This window comes from Neisseria sp. P0019.S003, assembly GCF_051957115.1.
In the GTDB taxonomy this organism is placed as follows: Bacteria; Pseudomonadota; Gammaproteobacteria; order Burkholderiales; family Neisseriaceae; genus Neisseria; species Neisseria flavescens_D.
The window spans coordinates 1-18,937 of sequence record NZ_JBQCWT010000005.1; the positions used below are offsets into that span (position 1 = coordinate 1).

The 18,937-nt window shown below is 50.9% G+C and carries 17 protein-coding genes and 2 pseudogenes; 17 read left to right on the forward strand and 2 right to left on the reverse strand.

The window, feature by feature from the left end; genetic code table 11:
• Positions 1-414: 414 nt before the first annotated feature.
• The 5 genes from pyrB to ACTHTS_RS08350 all read left to right on the forward strand — a co-directional run bounded on the left by pyrB (position 415) and on the right by ACTHTS_RS08350 (position 3,951).
• Positions 415-1,335, forward strand: coding sequence for an aspartate carbamoyltransferase (pyrB, locus tag ACTHTS_RS08330; protein WP_440369776.1), 921 nt, complete (start codon positions 415-417; stop codon positions 1,333-1,335).
• Between the two features lie 10 nt (positions 1,336-1,345).
• Positions 1,346-1,804 (forward strand): aspartate carbamoyltransferase regulatory subunit, encoded by a 459-nt coding sequence (pyrI, locus tag ACTHTS_RS08335; RefSeq protein ID WP_003684689.1) that lies wholly within the window; start codon positions 1,346-1,348, stop codon positions 1,802-1,804.
• Positions 1,805-1,997: 193 nt separating this feature from the next.
• On the forward strand, positions 1,998-2,663 hold the full coding sequence (locus ACTHTS_RS08340) for a hypothetical protein (protein ID WP_107858146.1): 666 nt from the start codon (positions 1,998-2,000) through the stop codon (positions 2,661-2,663).
• 275 nt (positions 2,664-2,938) lie between these two features.
• Positions 2,939-3,802 (forward strand): GNAT family N-acetyltransferase, encoded by an 864-nt coding sequence (locus tag ACTHTS_RS08345; protein ID WP_440369777.1) that lies wholly within the window; start codon positions 2,939-2,941, stop codon positions 3,800-3,802.
• 23 nt (positions 3,803-3,825) lie between these two features.
• Complete coding sequence (locus ACTHTS_RS08350) at positions 3,826-3,951, forward strand: hypothetical protein (protein ID WP_263339083.1); 126 nt, start codon at positions 3,826-3,828, stop codon at positions 3,949-3,951.
• 65 nt (positions 3,952-4,016) lie between these two features.
• Here ACTHTS_RS08350 and ACTHTS_RS08355 read toward each other — a convergent pair whose 3' ends face one another.
• Entirely contained in the window at positions 4,017-4,520 is a 504-nt protein-coding gene (locus tag ACTHTS_RS08355; protein ID WP_440369778.1) for a hypothetical protein, read from the reverse strand.
• 220 nt (positions 4,521-4,740) lie between these two features.
• On the opposite strand from ACTHTS_RS08355, the gene pyk reads away from it, so the two are divergent.
• Complete coding sequence (gene pyk, locus ACTHTS_RS08360) at positions 4,741-6,213, forward strand: pyruvate kinase (protein WP_440369779.1); 1,473 nt, start codon at positions 4,741-4,743, stop codon at positions 6,211-6,213.
• A gap of 176 nt (positions 6,214-6,389) precedes the next feature.
• Complete coding sequence (locus ACTHTS_RS08365) at positions 6,390-7,805, forward strand: OmpP1/FadL family transporter (protein WP_440369780.1); 1,416 nt, start codon at positions 6,390-6,392, stop codon at positions 7,803-7,805.
• A 311-nt stretch (positions 7,806-8,116) separates the two neighbouring features.
• Here ACTHTS_RS08365 and ACTHTS_RS08370 read toward each other — a convergent pair whose 3' ends face one another.
• Positions 8,117-9,382, reverse strand: a complete 1,266-nt coding sequence (locus ACTHTS_RS08370; RefSeq protein ID WP_440369781.1) for a LysM peptidoglycan-binding domain-containing protein — start codon at positions 9,380-9,382, stop codon at positions 8,117-8,119.
• A gap of 234 nt (positions 9,383-9,616) precedes the next feature.
• On the opposite strand from ACTHTS_RS08370, the gene def reads away from it, so the two are divergent.
• From def to ACTHTS_RS08420, 10 genes and pseudogenes are all read left to right on the forward strand, one after another.
• Positions 9,617-10,120 (forward strand): peptide deformylase, encoded by a 504-nt coding sequence (gene def / locus ACTHTS_RS08375; protein ID WP_003678675.1) that lies wholly within the window; start codon positions 9,617-9,619, stop codon positions 10,118-10,120.
• A 135-nt stretch (positions 10,121-10,255) separates the two neighbouring features.
• Positions 10,256-11,182: a methionyl-tRNA formyltransferase gene (fmt, locus tag ACTHTS_RS08380; RefSeq protein ID WP_440369782.1), complete on the forward strand. Its 927-nt coding sequence runs from the start codon at positions 10,256-10,258 to the stop codon at positions 11,180-11,182.
• A gap of 33 nt (positions 11,183-11,215) precedes the next feature.
• Positions 11,216-11,734, forward strand: coding sequence for an O-acetyl-ADP-ribose deacetylase (locus ACTHTS_RS08385; RefSeq protein WP_440369783.1), 519 nt, complete (start codon positions 11,216-11,218; stop codon positions 11,732-11,734).
• 46 nt (positions 11,735-11,780) lie between these two features.
• On the forward strand, positions 11,781-13,040 hold the full coding sequence (gene rsmB, locus ACTHTS_RS08390) for a 16S rRNA (cytosine(967)-C(5))-methyltransferase RsmB (protein WP_440369784.1): 1,260 nt from the start codon (positions 11,781-11,783) through the stop codon (positions 13,038-13,040).
• Positions 13,006-13,599 (forward strand): DUF4390 domain-containing protein, encoded by a 594-nt coding sequence (locus ACTHTS_RS08395; RefSeq protein ID WP_300480998.1) that lies wholly within the window; start codon positions 13,006-13,008, stop codon positions 13,597-13,599. Before rsmB ends, ACTHTS_RS08395 begins: the two co-directional genes overlap by 35 nt.
• 3 nt (positions 13,600-13,602) lie before the next feature.
• Positions 13,603-15,729, forward strand: coding sequence for an ATP-binding protein (locus ACTHTS_RS08400; RefSeq protein WP_440369785.1), 2,127 nt, complete (start codon positions 13,603-13,605; stop codon positions 15,727-15,729).
• Positions 15,716-16,990 (forward strand): sigma-54-dependent transcriptional regulator, encoded by a 1,275-nt coding sequence (locus ACTHTS_RS08405; RefSeq protein ID WP_440369786.1) that lies wholly within the window; start codon positions 15,716-15,718, stop codon positions 16,988-16,990. The genes ACTHTS_RS08400 and ACTHTS_RS08405 overlap by 14 nt, the downstream gene beginning before the upstream one ends.
• A gap of 234 nt (positions 16,991-17,224) precedes the next feature.
• Positions 17,225-18,155, forward strand: a pseudogene (gene dprA, locus ACTHTS_RS08410) (DNA-processing protein DprA); the annotation flags it as partial.
• 104 nt (positions 18,156-18,259) lie between these two features.
• Positions 18,260-18,415: pseudogene (locus ACTHTS_RS08415) on the forward strand (DNA-processing protein DprA); the annotation flags it as partial.
• 24 nt (positions 18,416-18,439) lie between these two features.
• Complete coding sequence (locus ACTHTS_RS08420; RefSeq protein WP_003749244.1) at positions 18,440-18,895, forward strand: DUF494 family protein; 456 nt, start codon at positions 18,440-18,442, stop codon at positions 18,893-18,895.
• Positions 18,896-18,937: the final 42 nt, after the last annotated feature.

Genomic DNA, 18,937 nt, shown 5'->3' on the forward strand with positions numbered 1-18,937 from the left:
CGCCTAAGGCCGCCCAGCCTGCCGTGAAAAAATAAGTCTGACGGACGTTTGTGCCGTATATGCCGCCCCGAGGCCGAACCGTTTGCCGGTTCGGGCTGACGGGCGGCTTTGTATGGGCAGTGGCAATGAGAGTTTGGATCAGTGGGGGATTTCAGTGGGTAATAACTGAAAACAGCCGAATCCCTGTGCTTGGATCTCAGCTGTTGAGTACCGAGGGTTATTTTGCAAAGGTATAGGCCGTCTGAAAACTTGAAGGAAGCGGCCGTCTGTTAAATATGAGATAATGTGGGGGATTTCATGGGTGTGGTAGAAACATGGTTGAGACTGTCCGGTGGGAATCATGCCGGACAACGATGGAATCGGTTTGCTTGAAACGCCCGCCTGTTGCGGGATTTTTTATGGGAAGGAATGGTCATGCCTAATCCGCTTTATCGGCAACATATTATTTCAATTTCAGATTTGACGACGGAGCAGCTCGAATTGCTGCTTCAGACGGCCTTGAAGTTGAAAAAGCAGCCTCGTGAAGATTTGCTTGAAGGTAAGTTGATTGGTTCGTGCTTTTTTGAACCGTCCACCCGTACGCGTTTGTCTTTTGAAACGGCGGTACAGCGTTTGGGTGGGAAAGTTATCGGTTTTTCCGATGGCGCGAATACCAGTGCGAAAAAGGGTGAAACGCTTGCGGATACTGCGAGGATTATTTCCAGCTATACGGATGCGATTATTCAGCGACACCCGAAAGACGGTGCGTCCCGTGTAGCGGCTGAATTTTCGAGCGTACCTGTGATTAATGCCGGTGATGGTACCAACCAACATCCGAGCCAGACACTTTTGGATTTGGTAACGATTTATGAAACGCAGGGCAGTTTGAGCAATTTGAAGATTGCGATGGCCGGTGATTTGAAATATGGCCGTACGGTACACTCATTGTGTCAGGCATTGAAGCGTTGGGGTTGTGAGTTTGCATTTGTATCCCCTCCCAGCTTGGCGATGCCGGACTATATTACTGAAGAGCTGGAGGAGGCCGGTTGCCCTTACCAAGTTTTGTCCAGTTTGGAAGAAGCGGTCGAATGGGCGGATATTTTGTACATGACCCGCGTTCAGCGCGAACGTTTTGATGAGCAGGAATTTGCCAAAATCCAGGGTAAATTCAATCTTGATGCGTCAATGTTGGCAAACGCCAAACCCAATTTGCGCGTCTTGCATCCTTTACCGAGGGTAGATGAAATTCATCCGGATGTGGATAAAACACCTCATGCCTATTATTTTGAACAGGCAACCAACGGCGCGTATGCACGGATGGCGATTTTGTCTTTGGTATTGAACGAAGAAGTTTAAGGAGCGAAAGATGGAAAACTCAAAACTCAGCGTTGAAGCGATTGAACAAGGTACGGTGATTGACCATATTCCTGCCGGTAAAGGCTTGGCCATTTTGAGGCAGTTTAAGTTGCTGCATTATGGCAGTGCGGTTACGGTCGGCTTTAATTTGCCCAGCAAAACGCAGGGAAGCAAAGACATTATCAAAGTCAGCGGCGTATGGTTGGATGCCAATGCGGCCAACCGTTTGGCTTTATTTGCTCCTGAAGCAGTGGTAAACAAAATTGATCAGTTTAAAGTGATCGACAAACAGCATTTGTCATTGCCGGACGAAATTTCGGAAGTATTCCGCTGCCCGAATACCAATTGTGCCAGTCATGGAGAGCCGGTCATCAGCCGTTTTTATGTCCGTTCACATAATGGTCAGACGCGTTTGAAATGCCATTATTGCGAAAAAACCTTCTCGCGTGATTCGGTTGCCGAAGCCTGATAAAAATCTCAGGCCGTCTGAAAATACGGCTATACGGTTTGAGTTGTCTGCTTGATACATTAGTTTCATAAAAAGCAAGATATTAAGCAAATTGCGTTAAAATTACGTTAAAATAATGCCTTCCGGGTTGATGACATTATTCGCCCGAAAGGCATTATTTTTTAATAACATGATACGAAATGTAGGAAAACTCATGCACTCATCCATACAAAGCCGGTTTGCCCCAATTTTATACGTCTTGATTTTCTTTGCCGGATTTTTAGCCGCACAAGTTTGGTTTAATCAGCAAGCCTATTTGACCAATCTTCCCCTTTTGGTTACAGCCATTTCTGCCGTTGCATTTGTTTGGTTGATTTGGGCCGTCGTATCTGCGCGATCCAAAGCTAAAAGCAAGATGTTGCACCGTGAGCAGCTGATTCAAAAAGAGAGCATTCATCCGGTTTTGCATGCGACGTTGCAGCGTTCTGACGGGCAAACGGATTTATTGGTTTTGGTTGTCCGCAATAGCGGTAAGGGCTTGGCGAAGAATGTGCGCTTTGAGGCTGAGGCTTTGCCGGATCACTTGCCGAGCAAGCTGGTTGCCGATGCAGTTATGCGCTTGGAGATGTTTTCAGGAGGCGTGGATATGCTGGCATCGGGCGAATTGTATGGCGGCGTGTTTGCAAGCATGTTTGCGCTGGCTGCCGAATTGCCGGACCAGACATTTGGCGGCGTGTTGAAACTGAAGGCCACTTATGAAAATGCCTTTGGCGATCAATGCACTTCTGAAAGCGTCTTGGATTTGAGCATATTGAATTTCAATTTGTCAGAAATTAAATCCAATGGCGAGCAAAAGCCCCGCAAGAAATTGTTGTATTGATATTCAAAATATGCAGGCCGTCTGAAACCGAAATACTTGTTTTCAGACGGCCTGTTGTTATTTTTCAAATGATTTTTGAAGAAAAAGAGGCGTATCGGGTATAATAATCAAAGAATTCGAAACGGATTGTCAGGATCGGCAAGCCGTCTCATCATTGTCGTATTTCAAAACCTTACTGATATTTTTTCAATAATCTGTTGCTATGTATCGGAACTTTTTCTGATGTTGGCACTGGCGAAATATTCCTTCAGCCATTTACTCTCAGGAAGCTGCTTATGTTAGTGTGTAATCCTTATGAAGTTGTGATCCATGGTACGACCAGCAAAGGCAAGATTTTCCGACCAAGCGACTGGGCGGAGCGCCTGTGCGGTATTTTGTCTTCCTTTACTAAAGACAACCGCCTTTCCTATTCGAATTGGGTGCGTCCGATTTTGGTGGACAATGTCCGTTGTGTGGCAGTCGATAAAAAACTGGAAGAAGACAATCCGCAAATGTTCCGTTTCTTGATGGACTTTGCGGCGGATAATGATTTGCGCGTGATTGACTGCAAAGCCTTGCTTAAAGAGCAAGAGAGCAAACAGCAGGGCGAAGTGCCGGTTGAGCGCGTTTTGTTGGCGCAGGTGATTGAAGAAAAACATGCCGCCGAGCGTGCGGAGGCGGCCAATGCGCAGCCTGAGCCTCAAGCTGCCGCTCCTGTGGTCGGCGTATTGCGTGAAATTCCGCCGGAAGAAACCGCGACTGCTTTTGCGGCACTGAGCATTTTGCGTTCTTCTTTGACTGATATTCACCGTTTCGTCGAACAAATCAACGAGCACCAGCGCAAAACCGGCTACCGCCTGTTGGGTATTTTTGAAGAAGGCAAACAAAATGCCGTGGCCGTATGCGGTTTCCATACTGCACATAACTTGGCCAGCGGTTACCATATCCATATTGATGATCTCGTAACCATGCCGCAATGCCGCCAAAAAGGCTATGCTTCTCGTTTGTTGGAAGAAGTACGCAAAATCGGTGCGGAAACTGGCGCGACCAAAATCCATCTGAATGTCCATGTTAACCATGACCGTGCAGGTGCGCATCGTCTCTACTTCAAAAACGGATTTGAAATTTGCGCTTACCATTTCCGTTGCGATCCGAAATAATTTTTGTAGAAAGAGGGAATCCAATGTTGAAGATTTTGACTGCGGTTGTTTTGACACTGAGCTTGGCGGCCTGCGCATCGGGCAGCGGAGGCAGCTCGCAAATGTATGGTGAGATTAAGGCCGGTGTAGAAACCAGCCATCAACGTTGAGATATACAATGACAAGGCCGTCTGAAATAGGTTTTCCTGTTTCAGACGGCCTTTTTGTAACTTGATTAGAGGGTCGTGGAGGTGTCGTCAGCGGCAACAGTCCGATGCAGGCGATACCAATTGTACAGGCGCAGGATGCACAAGAAAGCGATGATGGGCATGCAGGTTGCGGTAACCAGATAACGTGGGTTGCTGAAGTTTAAAACGTTGTGCCCAGAAAGTAGCGACAAAGCGGCATGCAACCATTCCCATAAAGACGAAATGCTGAATGCCAAAACAGCCAACAGGCCGAGGGTTCGGAAAATACCGATGGGCAGGATTTGTCGGCGTAATACGGCGCGGTTGAGTTGGAACAAGACAATCAAACCGAAGCCGATAATGCAGACCATGCCGCCGTTGGCGACGATTTGCAGGCTGTTGAAGGCAATGTCGGGCGTAACGGAAATTGTACCGGACTGGTTGGCGGCGGTTTGTTGCAAATTTAAGCCTTGCATGACATTAAGTACGAAACCGTAGATCAGGTCAGCCAAAACGATGCCTATGGGTAGCGGAGTCAAAAAACGTTTCATGGATCGGTCGGATATTTCAGTATTATTCGTATGAGTGAGGCCGTCTGAAAAATTAAACATGACGACGTGAGGGTATATTGTATCCGATAGGAAAGTAGGTTAATGCAAAAATAAATTTAGTTTAAGTCAGAAAATAATGTAATTTTACGCCAACATTATTGCATTAAGAGTACAATCCTCTTCATTATCAAACGTGAAATCAATAGGAAAGGACGTTTACATGAGCCAATTGCAACGTGATTTAACCCGTATCAGCCACAATACCAAAATTGTTGCCACACTGGGTCCGGGCAGCAACAATGTACAATTGTTGGAAGACATGATCCGTGTCGGCGGCCTTAATGTCGTCCGTTTCAATTTCAGCCACGGTACGCCGGAGTTTCATGAAGAAAATGCCCGTATCGTACGCGAAGCCGCAAAACGTGCGGGTCAGGAAATCGCCATTCTTGCCGACTTGCAAGGGCCTAAAATCCGCGTGGGCAAAATTGCCGGCGGCAGCATCGAGCTAAATAAGGGTGAAACCTTGATTTTGGATGCCGCGCTTGACGGCGAAGGCACCCGTGAAGCAGTGGGTTTGGACTACCGTGATTTGCCCAATGACGTCGCTGCCGGCGATGTTTTGTGGCTGGACGACGGCCTGTTAACGTTGACCGTTGAAGCGGTCGAAGGAAGTAAGATTATTACAAGGGTAGAAAACAGCCATGTGCTGAAAAGTAACAAAGGTATCAATAAACGCGGCGGCGGCCTGTCTGCCGGTGCGTTGACTGAAAAAGACTTTCGTGACCTGAAAACGGCGATTGCCATCGGTTGCGACTACTTGGCCATCAGCTTTGTGAAATCTGCTGAAGATTTGCACATCGCACGCGCCAAAGTCGAAGAAGAAATGAAAGGCAGTACGGCCGTACGCCCCGGTTTGGTTTCCAAAATCGAGCGCGTAGAAGCCATTGAAAACCTGGACGAAATCATCCTTGCCAGCGACGGTATTATGGTTGCCCGCGGCGACTTGGCAGTGGAAGTCGGCCATGCCGCCGTACCTGCCCTGCAAAAACGCATGATCCGCCGCGCCCGTGAGTTGCGCCGCTTCAGCATTACCGCAACTCAAATGATGGAATCCATGATTACCAACCCTGTACCGACTCGCGCGGAAGTCAGCGACGTGGCCAACGCAGTATTGGACGGTACCGATGCGGTGATGTGTTCCGCCGAAACCGCCGTCGGCGCGTATCCGTTTGAAACCGTCAGCCAAATGGCGATTATTTGTGCGGCTGCGGAAAAAGAACAAGATTCGCTCAACGGCGTTGCCGAACAGGTCGAGTATCCCGAAGCCGTCAGCACCAACTTGGCGATTGCCGGCGGTGCGGTCAGCGTGGCGCGAGCAGTTCACGCCAAAGCCATCGTTGCCCTGACTGAAAGCGGTTCGACCGCCTTCGAAGTCAGCCGCCACAACATCACCCTGCCGATTTTTGCCCTGACGCCGAGTGTTTCAGCGCAACGCCGCATGGCGATGTACCGCGGTGTACGTCCGTTGATTTTGGCAACCAGTACCGATCACGATACCGCGCTGAACGAAGTGGAAGCCATGCTGGTAGAACACAAAATCCTCCAAAGCGGCGACCAATACATCATCACCAGCGGTTCGCAAATGCGCGAATCCGGTTCGACCAATACGCTGGAAGTGTTGCAGGTCAAATAATTGCAGTGATCCAATGATTGGAAAAGCAGGCTGTTTCAGCCTGCTTTTTTTGTGTAAAAAAAGAAAAGATTAGGCAAAAATAATGATGTAGTATAGAATTGAGTGCCTATACTAAATCAATAAAGGACGTTTCAGACGGCCTTTTTCTTTGTCCGCTACTTTCACGGTAAACCAAAATGATTCATTTCAATCTGAAAAAAACAGCATTTATTTTAAGCGCAGTACTGTTATCTACCGCCGTCCAAGCCTCCGGCTACCACTTCGGCACACAATCCGTTAACGCACAAGGCACGGCCAACGCCGCTGCCGCCGAAGCCGCCGATGCCTCAACTATTTTCTACAATCCGGCCGGTTTGAGCAAAATCGACAGCAGCCAAATTTCCGTCAACGCCAATATCGTTTTCCCAAGCATTCATTATGAGGCAGAATCTGCGAAACACTTCCGCACGGGTGCCGATGTCAGCGGCTCGACCAGCGGCAAAATTACCGAAACTACCGTTGCTCCGCACGTCTATGGTGCGTACAAAGCCAGCGACGATGTGACTTTGGGTTTGGGCGTGTACGTTCCTTTCGGTTCCGCAACCGAATACGAAAAAGATTCCGTCTTGCGCCACAACATCAACAAACTGGGTTTGACCACCATCGCCATCGAGCCGGTAGTCGCGTGGAAACTGAATGAGCAACACGCCGTCGGTGCTGGTTTGATTGCCCAATATTCCAAAGCCGAATTGCGCAAATACTCCGACTGGGACGCTTCCGGCGCCATCAGCCAGTTGGCCAGCGGCTTGGCTTCCCGTCAAGCAGGCCGTCCCGTTGCTGTCGATGCGACTGGCAAAGCTGACGGTCATGCCGATGTAAAAGGCCACGATTGGGGCTTTGGCTACCAACTGGCGTGGATGTGGGACATCAACGACCGCGCACGCGTGGGTGTGAACTATCGTTCCAAAGTATCGCATACGCTGAAAGGCACTGCCGATTGGGAAGCGGACGGCGCATATGCAAAACGCGCTTGGGATTTGGGTGCAATGGCTGCACGCGGTTATGTGCCGAACGAAAAAGCCAGCGTAAAAATCGTCACGCCTGAGTCTTTGTCTGTTCACGGTATGTACCGCGCCACCGACAAAACCAACCTGTTCGGCGATGTGACTTGGACACGCCACAGCCGCTTCAACAAAGCCGAGCTGGTGTTTGAAAACACCAAAAAAGTTGTCAACGGCCAATCCGACCGTACCGTCATTACGCCTAACTGGCGCAACACTTATAAAGTTGCATTCGGCGGCTCTTACCAAGTTACCGAACCATTGCAACTGCGTGCCGGTATCGCTTTCGACAAATCGCCGGTTAAAAGCGCCGAAGACCGCATGAACAGCCTGCCTGACGGTAACCGTATCTGGTTCTCCGTCGGTGCCAAATATCAACTGGGCAAAAACCATGTTATCGATGCGGCGTACAGCCATATCCACATCAATGACACGGTTTACCGCACCGACAAAGCCAGCGGCAACGACGTGGACAGCCGTGGTACATCCTCTGCCCGCTTCAAAAACAAAGCGGACATCTTGGGCTTGCAATACACTTACAAATTCAAATAATCGGATTTGAGTTGTGGATAAAAAGGCCGTCTGAAGATTTCAGACGGCCTTTTTGATTGGAAGGAACGGATGGAGCAATCAACAGGCAATAAATGGCGTGCCGTGCTTTTCATATTTCTGATTTGAATGGCAGAACGGGAAAACAATAGAAAAGGGGGACAGCCGATAAATAGCTGGAGAAATGAGATGTTGTTTGCGCTTTAAACAATATGTTACAGATTTCTTTATTCTGATAGGCAATCAAAAGGCCGTCTGAAAAACAGGTTTTTAGACGGCCTTTTGATTGCCGGATGGCTGCTAAAAAAGCTCAATTAGTTGCGGACTTCCAGTTCGATTTCTCTTTCCTGTTCGTCTTCAGCAGGTTTGTCCATGGTTTTTTCATCAGCCATATTGTCCAAATCTCGGCCGGGTTCGGAGGCGGTATCGCCGATGGAAACGCTGTTCAGGCTTTCCAAAATAATGGCTGAGGCCAGATGGTCGGATGTGCGGTACACCATTGCCAAACCGATTTCTTCCGCCGGAATGGAAACCAATTCAACCGTATCTTTGTCTTTCGGCTTGCGAATCAGATTGTTGGACAGATTGACACGGACTTGGCGGCCGCGTTTGTAGAGGCTGACCACCGTGCCTTTGTCCAAACCGTCGAGTTCGCCTTTATCCAACGTAATGGTTTGGAACTGGCCGGCTTCGCCCACGCCGTCGAAGATGGAAACGACTTTGGCCTGAATCGGACGGGCAGGGGCGTGAGGCATCACATTGAAGCTCTCAAGGCCTTCGGGCAGTTTCAGCAGATAGTCGTCTTTGCGGATTTCGGAAACGGCTTCTTCAATAACCAAAGGTTGTGCGGATTGGGTGCGCAGCTTCATGGCTTTGTTGACTTGGGTGTAATACTCGTTGCTTTTGAGTTTTTCGTCAGAAGCGCGGGTGCGGTTTTCCAAGGCGGAGTCGGTGTAAGGTAGCGTGTTGGCGATGCCGCTGAACACGACTTCTTGACCGAGGAATTTGCCGGTTTCCGGATCAGTGATGTTTTTATTGACGCGGTAGGTCAGGTAGCGGCCGGGTTCGGTCAGGCCGTATGCGTACACGCGGTTGCCTTGGGTGTAGAGGACGCGGTTGTCGGGACCGGCAATCAGGCGCGGCGCGTTGGCGGTTTCTTCCGGGGCGATAATCTGCGGATGTTTCATGAACATGCGGTAGAGGTTGACGTTGACGGTCGGAATGCCGTAGCCGGAAGTTTCGCGTACGCGCGGATGCAGTTTGATCACGGGAATGCCGTCTGAACGGGTTTGAGCGTGTTCAAAACCCAGTCGCGGCTGGCCGTTGACGTAGCGTAAAACCAACACCTGACCCGGATAGATCAGGTGCGGATTGCGGATGGCGTTGCGGTTGGCGCCCCAAAGGCGGTTCCATTGCCATGGGCTGTACAGATATTTGCCGGAAATACCCCACAAGGTATCGCCGTTTTTAACGACATAGCGTTGCGGCGCATTGGGGCGGATTTTTAAAGAAGCTGCCTGAGTGTGGGCAGAAATAGCCATGCCTGCTATGCAAAGCAGGGTTATAATACGTTGTTGCATAACCGTTCCCCTTGAAATCGATTCGGTTTGTCTTCAGATGATAAACAGAGAAGGCTGGAGTTTGCGAAACTGCCGCCCATTCATCAATACGATAACGAACGGCCTCCGTCGCGCTATCTTAACATTTTTCGGCGTTATTTTAGCATTGAATGTTGCTGTCATGACAGGAGATTGTGGCGGCGGAAACCAAATCTGTATGAAAATCACACATCAGTTTTATAAAACGAGAATATTATGGCTTTACTGAACATCCTCCAATACCCCGATGAGCGTTTGCACACGGTTGCCAAACCTGTTGAAAAAATCGACGAGCGCATCCAGACATTGGTTGCCGATATGTTTGAAACCATGTACGAAGCACGCGGTATCGGCTTGGCGGCCACTCAGGTCGACGTACACGAGCGTATCGTCGTGATGGATTTGACTGAAGACCGCAGCGAGCCGCGCGTGTTCATCAACCCCGTCATTGTTGAAAAAGACGGCGAAACTACTTACGAAGAAGGCTGCCTGTCTGTGCCGGGCATTTACGACACCGTTACTCGCGCCGAGCGCGTCAAAGTCGAAGCCTTGAACGAAAAAGGCGAGAAATTCACGCTGGAAGCAGACGGCTTGCTGGCAATCTGCGTTCAGCACGAATTGGACCACCTGATGGGCATCGTGTTTGTCGAACACCTGTCGCAGCTGAAACAAGGCCGCATCAAAACCAAACTGAAAAAACGTCAGAAACACACCATCTGACCTAAGCATCGCTTAAAGGCCGTCTGAAAAGACAAAACAGAAGGCAGACTTCGGTTTTCAATCTTTCAGACGGCCTTTTCAGCTGAAACAGTTTGCCCAACGCGCCCATTCAAACCATTTCCACAAGGACACAACATGAAAGTCATCTTTGCCGGTACGCCCGATTTTGCCGCCGCCGCCTTGAAAGCCATCGCCGCCGCAGGTTTTGAAATTCCGCTGGTGCTGACCCAGCCCGACCGCCCCAAAGGCCGCGGCATGCAGTTGACCGCATCGCCGGTCAAACAGGCTGCCTTGGAATTGGGTTTGACTGTGGCGCAGCCGGAAAAGTTGCGCAATAACGCCGAAGCCCTGCAAATGCTCAAAGATACGGGCGCGGATGTGATGGTGGTGGCCGCGTATGGCTTGATTTTGCCGCAGGAAGTGTTGGATACGCCCAAACACGGCTGCCTCAATATCCACGCTTCGCTGCTGCCCCGTTGGCGCGGCGCGGCACCGATTCAACGTGCGATTGAAGCCGGCGACGCAGAAACCGGCGTGTGCATCATGCAGATGGACATCGGCTTGGACACCGGCGATGTGGTCAGCGAACACTGCTATGCCATCCAACCTACGGATACCGCTAACGAAGTGCATGACGCGCTGATGCATTTGGGTGCGGAAGCGATTGTTGCCGACTTGCAGCGTCTGCAGGCAGAAGGCCGTCTGAACGCGGTTAAACAGCCTGAAGAAGGCGTTACCTACGCCCAGAAATTGAGCAAAGAAGAAGCGCGTATCAATTGGAACGAGTCCGCGGACATTATCGAACGCAAAATCCGCGCCTTTAACCCCGTACCTGCCGCGTGGGTCGAGTATCAAGGTAAACCGATGAAAATCTGGCGTGCCGAAGTCGTGGCCAAACAGGGTAAGGCAGGCGAAGTATTGTCCTGCACTTCAGACGGCCTGCTGGTGGCGTGCGGTGAAAATGCGCTGAACATTACCGAATTGCAGCCTTCCGGCAGCAAACGCATGAGCATACAGGCATTTGCGGCAGGCCGGACGATTGAAGTCGGAACGGTTTTGTAACAGGCTGGAAACCAACACAGAGGAAAGAAAACAATGGCTGTTTTTGAAGTGGTCGAGAGTGATATTACCCGATTGGCAGTCGATGCGATTGTCAATGCTGCCAATTCATCGCTGCTGGGCGGTGGCGGCGTGGACGGTGCGATACACCGCGCTGCGGGCAAAGAGCTGCTGGACGAGTGCCGCACTTTGGGCGGTTGCCGGACAGGCGAAGCCAAAATAACCAAAGGCTACCGTTTGCCTGCGCGTTTTGTCATTCATACGGTCGGGCCGGTATGGTTTGGCGGAAAACAAAATGAAGAGGCCAAATTGGCACAATCCTATGCCAATTCTTTGCTGCTTGCCCAGAAACACGATCTTCACAGCATCGCCTTTCCGTGCATCAGCACCGGTGTGTACCGCTTCCCGGCCGAAGCCGCCGCGCGTATCGCTTTGGAGAGTTTGAAGCAAACCCTGCCGCAATGTCTGGCAGTGGAAAAAATCATCTTTTGCTGTTTTTCCAAAACAGATGCCGAATATTATCGGGCATTGCTGGCTGCCGAACAGGCCGTCTGAAATCCGCCGAACACTTGAAATCAAATATAAATCAGAAAGCAAAAATATGAGTATGTCCCTCGCCCAAAAACTGGCCGCCGACAGCGTTGCCGCGGTTGCCGAAGGGCGCAATCTTCAGGATGTCTTGGCGGAAATCCGTGCGGCGCATCCGCAGTTGACGGCGCAGGAAAACGGCGCGTTGCAGGATATTGCATACGGTTGCCAGCGTTATTTGGGCAGTTTGAAGCACATGCTTGGTCAAATGCTGAAAAAGCCGATTGACAATCCTCAGCTTGAAAGCCTGCTTTTGGCGGCAATGTACCAACTGCATTACACGCGTAATGCCCCTCATGCCGTGGTCAATGAAGCGGTGGAAAGCATTGCCAAAATCGGCCGCGGCCAGTTCCGATCGTTTGCCAATGCGATTTTGCGCCGCTTTTTGCGTGAACGCGACAAGCTCGCGGCTTCCTGCAAAAAAGACGATGTTGCGAAACACAATTTGCCGCTGTGGTGGGTGGCTTACTTGAGAAACCATTATCCGAAACATTGGCACAACATCACCACCGCGCTGCAATCGCATCCGCCGATGACTTTGCGCGTCAACCGCCGACACGGCAATGCCGAAAGCTATTTGGAAAAATTGGCAGCGGAAGGTATTCCGGCCAGGGCATTGGACGAATACGCCGTGATGTTGGAAGAAGCTGTGCCGGTAAGCCGCCTGCCCGGTTTTTCAGACGGCCTGGTGTCGGTGCAGGATTTTGGTGCGCAACGTGCTGCCTATTTGTTGAACCCGAAAGACGGCGAACGCATTCTCGATGCCTGTGCGGCGCCGGGCGGTAAGACAGGTCATATCTTGGAGCTGGCAGATTGTCATGTTACCGCTTTGGATATAGACGAGGGCCGTCTGAACAGGGTGAAGAGCAATCTTGACCGTTTAGGCTTTCAAAAGGCCTCTTTGGCTTGTGCCGATGCGCAGGACTTGACAGCGTGGTATGATGGCAAGACCTTTGACGCTGTTTTGGCCGATGTGCCGTGTACCGCTTCGGGTGTGGCGCGGCGTAATCCCGACGTAAAATGGCTGCGCCGACCGACCGATGCCGTCAAAACCGCACGCCAACAGGAAGCATTATTAGACGCGCTGTGGCAGACCCTGACGAAAAACGGCAGGATGTTGCTGGCTACCTGCTCGGTCTTCGTCGAAGAAAACGACGGTCAGTTGCAAAAATTCCTTAACCGCCATGCCGATGCCGAGTTGATCGAGTCGCATGTGCTCTTACCGAACAAACATCAAGATGGCTTTTATTACGCGCTTATTAAAAAGCAGTAAAACGCTGATTGTACCGCTCTTGCTCGCCGTGTCGTTGAATGCGGCGGGCGAGGGCATCAGTGCGACCCGTGCCGAGGCAAAGCTGACCCATGCCGGACAGCTTTCCGTCAGCAGCCGTTTCCGCACCGACCTGCCCGACCAGCTCAAAGAAGCACTCAAACAGGGTGTCCCCCTGCATTTCAATTTGAGTTGGCAGCTGTCAGCGCCGTCTATGTCGTCTTATAAATTCAAGTTCGACCAGCTGCTCAACAACGACAGCACGATTCAATACAAATTGTCCTTCCATCCGCTGACCAACCGCTATCGCGTTACCGTCGGTACGTTTTCTACCGAGTACGACACGCTTGAGACTGCCTTGCGCGCAGTGGGCGCGGTCGCGAATTGGAAAGTTTTGTCCAAAGGCGCGCTGAGTGATGTGGCCGCCAAAGACACGAAGGCTGAAATCCGCCTGCTGCTGACAACTGCCAAGCTGCCCAAACCGTTCCAAATCAATGCCCTGACGTCTAAAAACTGGCATTTGGATTCGGGTTGGAAATCCTTGTCGGTCGAGCAGGAGTAAACCATGCGCCGCTTTCTTCTGATTGCCGCCGTATTCGCCGTTGTTTTGTTGTACGGTCTGACTGTTGCAACGGGCAGCAGCAACGTATTGTCTGATTACTTCTGGTGGATTGTCGCTTTGTGCGGCTTGCTGTTGCTGGTGTTGGCCGCGGTGTTGGTACGCTATGTCGTGCTTTTGATGCGCGACAACAGCAAAAGCGTGTTCGGTTCGCAGATTGCGCGTCGGCTGTCGGGGATGTTTACCTTGGTTGCCGTATTGCCGGGCGTGTTTTTGTTCGGTATTTCCGCCCAGTTTATTAACGGTACGATTAATTCTTGGTTTGGCAACGATACCCATGAGGCTCTAGAGCGCAGCTTAAACTTGAGCAAATCCGCGCTGAACTTGGCGGTGGACAATGCTGTCAGCAACGCCACGCCAGTGCAAATCGACTTAATCAGCGCCGCTTCGCTGGACGGCAACTTGGGGCAAACGCTGACCCAATCCGCACTTACTGCCGACTTTGCCCAGCTGGCGCTTTATAACGCGACCACCCATAAAGCCGAGAAAAGCATCAATCCCCTGAAACTAAATCAACCCGAGCTTAACAAAGAAGGATGGGAGCAGCTGGAGCAGACCGGTTCGGTTCGCAGCTTGGAAAACATCGGCGGCGTGCTGTATGCTCAGGGTTGGATGCTGATCGGTACGCATAAAAATCAGGATTATGTGCTATTTTTCCGGCAGCCGATTCCGAAAGATGTTGCCCAAGACGCGACGTTGATTGAAGCGGCCCGCGCCAAATATGCCGAGCTGAGTTATACCAAAAAAGGCCTGCAAACCTTTTTCTTGTCCACGCTGTTGGTCGCGACATTGTTGGCTATCTTTTTGGCGTTGGTTATGGCTTTGTATTTTGCCCGTCGTTTTGTGGCACCGGTGTTGTCGTTGGCAGAGGGCGCTCGGGCGGTGGCTCAGGGTGACTTCAGCCAGACCCGGCCGGTATTCCGCAATGACGAGTTCGGCCGTTTGACCCAATTGTTCAACCACATGACCGAGCAATTGGCGATTGCCAAAGAGGCGGATGAGCGCAACCGTTTGCGCGAAGAAGCCGCTCGCCATTATTTGGAATGCGTGTTGGAAAGTTTAACCACAGGCGTGATTACTTTGGATGCTGATGGCCGTCTGAAAACCTTTAACAAGGCCGCCGAACAGATTTTGGGCGTTTCGCTGGTGTCTTTGTGGGGCAGCAACTGGCATCAATGGCACGGCAAATCGCCGCAGCAAACCCTGTTGGCCGATGTGTTTGCCGCCATTAATGAAACCGCCGACAGCGACAAACCCGTCCAAGTCGAATATGCCGCGCCCGATGATGCCCGAATCTTGTTGGGTAAGGCCACCATCCTGCCGGAAGACAACGATAACGGCGTGGTAATGGTGATTGATGACATTACCGTCTTGATACGCGCGCAAAAAGAGGCCGCATGGGGCGAAGTGGCGAAACGCTTGGCGCATGAAATCCGCAATCCGCTTACGCCTATCCAGCTTTCCGCCGAGAGATTGGCATGGAAATTGCATGATAAACTTGACGAGCAAGACGCCCAAATCCTCAGCCGTTCAACCGATACCATCGTCAAACAGGTTGCCGCGCTGAAAGAAATGGTCGAAGCATTCCGCAATTATGCGCGTGCGCCATCGCTGAATTTAGAAAAACAAGATTTAAACGGTTTGGTGTCGGACGTATTGGTATTATATGAGGCCGGCGCGTGCAAATTTAATGCGCGGCTCAATACGGACCCTCTGCCGATTGTTGCCGATACGACGGCGATGCGCCAAGTGTTGCATAACCTATTTAAGAATGCCGCAGAAGCGGCAGAGTCGGACGAAGCTCCGCAAGTAAACGTCGAAACAGGGCGCGAAGGCGGACAGGTTTTCCTGACCGTCTGCAACAACGGTAAAAGTTTCAGCAAAGAAATGCTACACAATGCTTTTGAGCCGTACGTTACCGACAAACCGACAGGAACGGGACTGGGTTTGCCCGTTGTGAAAAAAATTATCGAGGAGCATGGCGGCCGCATCAGCCTGAGCAATCAGAACAGCGGCGGCGCGTGTGTCAAAATAGCTTTACCGGAAATGGCAGAAACTTATGCGAAGCAGTGATATTTTGATTGTAGATGATGAAGTAGGCATCCGCGACCTGCTCTCCGAAATCCTTCAAGACGAAGGCTATACCGTTACTTTGGCCGAAAATGCCGAAGAAGCGCGCCAATTGCGTTATCAAACGCGTCCGGCCATGGTATTGCTGGACATTTGGATGCCCGATTGCGACGGCATCACTTTGTTGAAAGAATGGGCGAAAAACGGCCAACTCAATATGCCTGTGGTGATGATGAGCGGCCATGCCAGCATTGACACCGCGGTTGAAGCCACCAAAATCGGCGCGCTCGATTTTCTGGAAAAACCGATTGCCCTGCAAAAACTCTTGTCTGCGGTAGAACGCGCCTTGAAACATGGCGAAGTTCAGACGGCCTCCGGTATGACTTTGGACAAACTGGGCAACAGCCCCGTCATTCAAGAAATGAACGGCAGCATTGAAGCGGCCGCCAAACACAACCGCCCGCTGTTGTTGGCCGGTGAGGCAGGTTCGCCGTTTGAAATTGTCGCCCGCTATCTGCACAAAAGCGGTACGCCTTGGGTGGCAACCGACCGTGTCGAACACATTGTCGATACGCCGATGGAGCTGTTGCAAAAGGCATCAGGCGGCATTTTGTATGTCGGCGATATTGCCCGTTACAGCAAAAATATCCAAAACGGCATTGCTTTCTTGCTGGAAAAAGCCGACCGCTATAATGTCCGTGTGATTGCTTCATGCGGCTTTAAACGCGGTGAGAGCGCCGATGACGTCGTTGCCGGCCGACTGGCGGAGCTGTTGAAAGAGCGCATCAATGTTCCTTCTTTGCGCGGCCAACCAGACGACATTGTCTTTTTAATCAACCGCATCATGACCGATTTGGCCGAAAGTCAAAAAATCCAGCCGGTAAAATTCAGCGACAGCGCGTTGGTGGTTTTGCGCCAATACGATTGGCCGGGCAATTACGACCAGCTTGCCGAAACGGTGAAAAACATCATGTTGGAATCGGACGGCAAAGAAGTGGACGAGCAGGCCGTTGCCGTGGCTTTGGGTCAGAAGGAAAACGCGACGGCGACAGAAATCATCGGCGGCTTCAATTTCAATATGCCTTTGCGCGAATTGAGGGAAGAAGTCGAGCGCCGCTACTTTGAGTACCACATCGCCCAAGAAGGCCAAAATATGAGCCGTGTGGCGCAAAAGGTCGGTTTGGAGCGTACACACCTTTACCGCAAACTCAAACAACTCGGTATCAGCGTATCGCGCCGTAGCGCCGACAAATCCGACGAATAAGCGCAATATCGGTTCAAACAAAAAAGAGGCCGTCTGAAAGCCATCAGGTTTTTCAGACGGCATCGTCATTTGACGGTTTGCTTAGACAAGCAATACTTTATAAAAATAATGGTATGGCTCGGCATTGTTGTTTTGCCTTTTGGGCCGACAAAAGTTTTATATCAATAAAATTTTCAGACGGCCTTGATTTACTTTAGGCCGTCTGAAAAAACATTACGAAAAGGGAACAGATTGATGACGGAAAACGAGCGTTTTGCTTGGTTGCAACTGGCATTTACGCCCTATATCGGCGCAGAAAGTTTTTTGGTGTTGTTGCAGCAATTCGGTAGCGCACAAGCAGCCTTGAATGCGCCGGCAGACAAAATTGCCGCGTTGGTGCGCCATAAACAGGCGGCCGAGTCGTGGCGCAATGCGGATAAACGGGCTTTGGCGCAGCGGTCTGCCGAAGCTGCTTTAAAATGGGAAATGCAGGACGGTTGCCGTCTGTTGCTGCTGCAAGATGATGATTTCCCCGAAATGCTGACACAAGGCATTACCGCGCCACCGGTCTTGTTTTTACGCGGCAATGCAGAGCTGCTGCACACACCTTCTGCCGCGATTGTCGGCAGCCGCCATGCCACGCCGCAGGCAATACGGATTGCCAAAGATTTCGGCAGGGCGTTGAGCGAAAAAGGCATTCCCGTCGTATCGGGTATGGCTTCGGGTATCGATACCGCCGCCCATCAGGGCGCATTGCAGGCAAATGGCGGTACCATTGCCGTCTGGGGAACCGGTATAGACCGCATTTATCCGCCATCCAATAAAAACCTTGCTTATGAAATTGCCGAAAGGGGATTGATTGTCAGCGAGTTCCCTTTAGATACGCGTCCGTTTGCAGGCAACTTTCCGCGCCGCAACCGTTTGATTGCCGCATTGTCGCAGCTGACATTGGTGGTCGAGGCGGCATTGGAATCCGGCTCATTGATTACTGCCAAGCTGGCGGCGGAGATGGGGCGCGAAGTGATGGCGGTGCCCGGTTCGATAGACAATCCGCACAGCAAAGGCTGCCACAAGCTGATTAAAGACGGGGCAAAACTGGTGGAATGTTTGGATGATATTCTCCATGAGTGTCCGCAGCTATTGCAAAATACGCATGTTCCATCATATTCTATAAATAAGACGGTAAAACCGAAAAACGATCAAGTCGAACGTCTGCAATCCAAAACAAGAGCGGATGAACCGCAAAGGCCGTCTGAAAACCTACCTGCCGCCCCATCAACAAGCGCTTTATTGGAAGCAATGGGTTACGACCCGATACATCCCGATATTTTGGCGCAACAAACCAATACGGCAGCGGCAGACGTGTACGCACAGCTTTTGGAATACGAACTTGACGGCATCGTCGCCGCCTTGCCGGGCGGTCGTTATCAGCGTGTCAAAGCATAAATTATCTATATTTAAGGAACCAGCATGACCGAAGTCATTGCCTATTTAATCGAACACTTCCAAGATTTCGACAATTGTCCGCCTCCTGAGGATTTGGGTCGCCTCTTGGAAGATGCGGGTTTTGATGCTACGGAAATCGGCAATACATTGATGATGATGGAAGTCTTGTTCAATACATCCGAATTCTATGCCGAGCCGTTTAACAGCGACTCACTGCGCGTATTCTGCCGTGAAGAAGCTGAAAACCTGCCGCAGGAAGTCATGGGCTTGATGCAGTATTTGGTTGCCGAACACGCAATTACTTATGAGCAACGCGAAATCGTCATTCACGCCCTGATGCACATTCCATCGGACGAAATCACCCTCGATACCGCCAAAGTGTTGGTATTGCTGGTACTGTGGATGCACAAGAGCGAGTTGCCCGTCCTGATAGGAGACGACTTGATGAGTGCGTTGACCGGACAAAATGTGATGCACTAAACCTTTTTTCAGACGGCCTGAACAAAATGACAAAAGGCCGTC